At 52.6% G+C, this 5142-nt stretch carries 6 protein-coding genes; 4 read left to right on the top strand and 2 right to left on the bottom strand.

The window, feature by feature from the left end; translation table 11 throughout:
- Positions 1-32 precede the first annotated feature (32 nt).
- Complete coding sequence (locus B5E66_RS12480) at positions 33-278, bottom strand: nitroreductase family protein (protein WP_087233756.1); 246 nt, start codon at positions 276-278, stop codon at positions 33-35.
- 118 nt (positions 279-396) lie between these two features.
- On the opposite strand from B5E66_RS12480, the gene B5E66_RS12485 reads away from it, so the two are divergent.
- The 4 genes from B5E66_RS12485 (at position 397) to tnpC (ending at position 4572) form a co-directional block, all read left to right on the top strand.
- Complete coding sequence (locus tag B5E66_RS12485) at positions 397-1791, top strand: XRE family transcriptional regulator (protein WP_087233759.1); 1395 nt, start codon at positions 397-399, stop codon at positions 1789-1791.
- Between the two features lie 357 nt (positions 1792-2148).
- Complete coding sequence (gene tnpA / locus B5E66_RS12490) at positions 2149-2484, top strand: IS66 family insertion sequence element accessory protein TnpA (RefSeq protein ID WP_087233763.1); 336 nt, start codon at positions 2149-2151, stop codon at positions 2482-2484.
- Positions 2474-2830: an IS66 family insertion sequence element accessory protein TnpB gene (gene tnpB / locus B5E66_RS12495; RefSeq protein ID WP_087233766.1), complete on the top strand. Its 357-nt coding sequence runs from the start codon at positions 2474-2476 to the stop codon at positions 2828-2830. The genes tnpA and tnpB overlap by 11 nt, the downstream gene beginning before the upstream one ends.
- A gap of 125 nt (positions 2831-2955) precedes the next feature.
- Complete coding sequence (tnpC, locus tag B5E66_RS12500) at positions 2956-4572, top strand: IS66 family transposase (RefSeq protein WP_242958205.1); 1617 nt, start codon at positions 2956-2958, stop codon at positions 4570-4572.
- Positions 4573-4821: 249 nt separating this feature from the next.
- Here tnpC and B5E66_RS12505 read toward each other — a convergent pair.
- Positions 4822-5142 (bottom strand): transposase (locus B5E66_RS12505; protein ID WP_143407003.1); only part of this gene is annotated, 321 nt, incomplete at its 5' end.

Consider the following 5142-nt stretch of genomic DNA (forward strand, 5'->3'; position numbering starts at 1 on the left):
CTCGGAGAGGCCGTGTATTTTTAAGACCGCTCTCAAAAATACACAGCCACTCCATGGAACGATTTTCTCACTGGGAGACTGGGCTTGGCAAGTACACTGTTTCGTGGGGCGCTTACGTTCCAGCTGAAGTTTTCCGCTCCGGCGCCAAGTTCAAAATGGTATTTTGCAATGCCAAGGTCGATCTTGCTGTAAAAACCGATTCCCGCCTTCGCCGTGACATTGCTGCCGTCCAGTGAAAATGTGAACGATTTTCTATGCCATCGGCTGGGGATTCCCATTCGGGGCAGCCATGGCAAAGAGCCAGAGCGGCGAGTTGCCAGGTTTGCAGCTTCGACAGATTCTCCCTCTTGCAAATTGTTATCATATATGTTAACATTAAAGCGGTGAGGTGAGAGTATGGAGGAACTGCGTCAACGGCAGAAAATCATATCCCAGCTTGTGGAGGCCCGTCTGGAACAGGGCATTTCCCAGGCAGAACTGGCAAGGCGGCTGGGAATCCAGCGTTCCGGCATTAACCGCCTGGAAAGTGGGATACAGAACCCCACGCTTGATATGATCTTAAAAATCGCCTCGGCGCTGGGGAAGGATGTTTCACTAGAACTGAACGACAAGGAAGAGCCTATGAGTAAGGTTTACAGTCTCCGCATTTATGATACGGAGCTAATGCGCTTTTCCATGGAAAAGCAGGGCTTGTCCGGCCTTGTGGCTGAAATCTTATACACCAACGAGGAGCAGGCTCATTTGCTGCCTTTGGATATGGAGCGCACCGGCGAGGGCATCATTCATTGGCTGGAACGGCGGGTGATCCCCAAAAACCGCGCCTTTGCGGATGAGATTTTGAAAACCCTTGGCCTTAGCCATAACGATACCAAGGGAATCATTGATGTGTGCAAGGGGCTGTCACTCAACGACAGCTATTGGGTGGTGCCGGAAGGATTTGAGGGGAAATTCTCCCAATACAATCTTTACGAAAACCGCTTTTCCGAGATACTGGCGCTGGTGGCCTATACCGGCGCAGGCGGGAGCAGGCAGGCGTTTACCACATCCCCTGAGCTGACCACAGGCGGTATGCTGCCCAAGGCGTGGCGCTATGTGGAGCATGATGGGATTTATCTCTACAAGGGCGGCACGACCGGCGCGTCCAATGCGGGCCGGGAGCCGTACTGCGAGTATTATGCTTCGCAGATTGCGGAAACCATGCGCCTGAACGCCGTGCATTATGACCTGGAGAACTGGAAAGGCATTACCGCCTCTAAATGCGCCCTGTTTACCAACATCGACACGGCCTATATCCCCATCGGGCGCATTGTCCGAACCGGGGGCATTGCCGCCTGCCTTGCTTACTATGACAAGCTGGGGCCGGTGTTTTCTGAGCAAATCCGCAGTATGCTGGTGTTTGACGCTCTGATCTACAATGAGGACCGCCACTTTGGAAACTTTGGCGTCCTGCGGGATAACCACAGCGGCAGCATCCTTGCGCCCGCCCCCATTTTTGACAACGGGCTGTCCCTGTTTTGCTATGCCGGCAAGGAAGATTATGCGAACCTGGACGAGTACGCCAAAACCCGTTCTAACCCCTACAACATCTCCTATGAGGAAGTGTGTGCGGAGGTCATGGGGCCAAAGCAGAAAGAGCAGCTCCGCCGTATGATCGGGTTCCGGTTCAAGCGCCACGAAAGCCTCAACCTGCCGGAAGAACATTTGCAGGCCATTGAAAAGCATTTGGAGGGCCGGGTGCGTAAGCTGCTGGCGATTCCAACCCGCCATCTGAAACAGGAAAAGACGCGATAAAAACGAATATCTTTTCGAAGAGTGTTCTGAAAATGGACGCTCTTTTTTGCTGCCCAGTTTTAGAGAGAAGCGTGAGCGATGAAGCATTATAATGTTACCATCCGGGAAACGCTGGAGGTGAAAATGAAGGTGGCGGAGCAGTTTGATGTTGAATTATTTTAGTCAACACTCGACTTGCAAGAGAAACAAAAGGAGTAACCAAAATGACAAAGCACAAACGTAAGCGCCCCACGAAACAGTGTACTTGCCAAGCCCAGTCTCCCAGTGAGAAAATCGTTCCATGGAGTGGCTGTGTATTTTTGAGAGCGGTCTTAAAAATACACGGCCTCTCCGAGAAAATCCATTGAGGAGGCAAACATGGAAAAGAGAGCAATGGCAGTTCGGGAAGAACAATGGATTCAAACCATCGCCGCTGCAAAACAGAACGGCCAGCCCATCAAAGTCTGGTGTGCAGAACACGGCGTTCCTTTGTCCAGCTTTTACAAGTGGCAGCGGAAAATGAGAGATAGCCTGCTGACTTCGCAAAATTCAGAAATTCAATTTCAGGAGCTGGAAGTGCCGCAGAATATATGTGGTACTGCAACTTCAGATCGAATCCTCTTACATATCCAGGATATCCTGGTAGAGCTTCCAGCTGGCGCAAGCGCAGAACAGATCAGCGCAGTCATTCGAGGAATCCGGCATGCTGGGTGACATCAGCCGGGTAGATCATATCTATCTGGCCTGTGGGTACACCGACCTGCGGCGCGGAATAGACGGATTGGCGCAGATCGTACAGCAGCAGTTTGAGCTAGACCCGTTTTCCAATAGCCTGTTTTTGTTTTGCGGCAAACGGCGGGATCGAATCAAGGCCCTGTTGTGGGAGGGAGACGGATTTGTTCTGCTGTATAAGCGAATGGAGAATGGCGGAGGATTTCAATGGCCCCGCAGCTGTGCCGAGATGCGTAGTCTGAGCTGGCAGGAATTCCGGTGGCTAATCGAAGGCCTTTCCATTGACCAGCCCAAAGCAAACAAGAGCATAGAACGGTGCGTTTTGTGAGGAAAAGTTTTCCACAAAAAATCAGGCCGTTTTTGCAGCAGACCTCATAGAATTTTTGCAGGAAGTTCTCTACACAGACAGCTCGCGCTGCGAGCTGTTTTGCTGTATAATGGGATACAGAAATCTTGCGGGAGGCTGCCATGCAGAAAATCGAAACCGGCATTTCCGAGCTGCTGAAACGGCAGCCAGTAACAGAACAAGAGAAGGATGCCTACATCCAGGACCTGCAGAAAGCTCTGCGGCTTCTTCTGGAAGAAGTCCGAGATTTGGAAGAGATGGTTGCTCTGCTGCAGAAGAAGCGGTTTGGCAGCTCCAGCGAGGCGACGCCGGCGCAGGAGGAAGAAGAGCCCCTGGGCGTATTCCCGGAAGCCGAGCTGGAGTACAAAGAAGATGCCCCGGAACCGTTCAAAAAAGACCAGAGAGGCGTCCACAAGATAAGCGAAGCGGGCCGTTGGAAATTAACAAGCAGCAATGAGACGGAAAATCGGATCTTCGACCTGGACGAAGAAGAGCGGATCTGTCCGAGGTGCAAAGGAAAACTGGTTTGGATCGGGAAAGAGCTGGTAAGGGAAGTCTTTGAATACCAGCGGCCCAAACTTAAGCTAGTCCGGTACTGGCAGATGAGTTACAAGTGCCCGGCCTGCCACAAAAAAGGCCGCAGTGTCATTGTGCGGGCTTCCGTTCCAAAGCCGTTGCTGAATCACAGTCTGGTTGCGGCTTCGGTGGTGGCAGAAATCATGTACCAGAAGTATGTGAATGCCATGCCGCTGTACCGGCAGGAAGCAGCATGGAAACAGCTGGGGGTGACATTCAGCCGGACTACCATGGCGCGCTGGATCATCCGGTGCGCGGAAGACTGGCTGGAGCCGCTGTGGGATGCCATGCGGAAAGAGCTTCTGCAAAGAGAGGTTCTGCATGCAGATGAGACGGTGGTGCAGGTCCTCAAAGAGAACGGCAAGACCGCTCAGTCCAAGTCTTACATGTGGGTTTACCGTACCGGCATGGATGGGCTGCCTCCCATTGTTCTGTACGAGTACCAGCCCGGACGCAGCGGCGAATACCCAAAGAAGTTTCTGGAGGGGTTCCATGGATACCTGCATACCGACGGCTATGCTGGCTACAACCAGGTACCGGATATTACCCGCTGCGGCTGCTGGGCCCATCTGCGACGGAAGTTCGTGGAGGCCATGCCTGCCGCATCCAGCAAACCAAAAGGGCTTCTAACACCGGCACAGGTTGGCCGGGATTACTGTGACCAGCTGTTTGCAACTGAAAAGAAACTGGCAGAACTGCCAGCCGAAGAAAGACAGAAACAGCGCCTTGTGGTGGAGAAACCCATGCTCAGGGCTTTTTGGTGCTGGCTGGAAGAGCTGGAACGGCAGCCTCTGGCTGGAAATCTGAAAAAGGCTGTGCAGTACGCCCGCAAACAGCAGCCCTACATGGAGAACTACCTGCTTGACCCCAGATGCCAGATTTCGAATAACCTTGCTGAGAACGCCATCCGTCCCTTTACTGTGGGACGGAAGAACTGGCTGTTCAGTGATACAGTAAAAGGAGCCAAAGCCAGTGCTGTGATTTACAGCCTGGTGGAAACAGCCGGTGCCAATGGTCTTTCTGAGCGGGGATACCTACACATTGTGCTGTCCAATCTTCCCTCCATGGACTTCCGCCAGCATCCTGAACTGCTCAAGGACCTGATGCCCTGGAGCGACTACATGCGCAGTTGTTTTGAACAGGAATAATCTAGGGGACCGGCTTTGGCCGGTCCTTTTCTGTTGTCAAGTACGGGGTCTCGTGAGGCGCTTACGCTAGACGGGGGATTATGGGGCGGTTACGGAAATACTGCATGGATAGCTGCAAAAATCGGCTACAGTGAGCCATCTGCACGCGATTTGAGCACCACCCTGCCGGAGTTTCAGCCCCACTTTCACGCACTGAAGCCCCAAAGCCTTATAATTGGTTTAGCACAGTCAAGCTGTGACTAAGAACACCTAACAAAACCGAAAAGCGATCAAAGCGGCAGCAAGGGTGAAAAAAGCCAAATGGATATCAGCTCTGCGTTCATATCGGACGAGCAGGCGCCTGTATCGATGGAACCAGGCAAAGGTTCGCTCAACAACCCAGCGGTGCTTTCCAAGATGAGAGGAACTGTCCACCCCGCGTCTGGCAATGCGGTGCTTTATATGTCTCACGGTGCACGCCTGTCTGCAAAACGGAAAATCGTACCCTTTATCAGCGTGAAGTTTCTGAGGATGACAAGTGGGTCTCCCGTGCAAATTTCGCAGGGACGGCAGATGATCCAGCATATATTC

The sequence above is a fragment of the Faecalibacterium sp. An121 genome (assembly GCF_002160915.1).
Lineage (GTDB): Bacteria > Bacillota > Clostridia > Oscillospirales > Ruminococcaceae > Faecalibacterium > Faecalibacterium avium.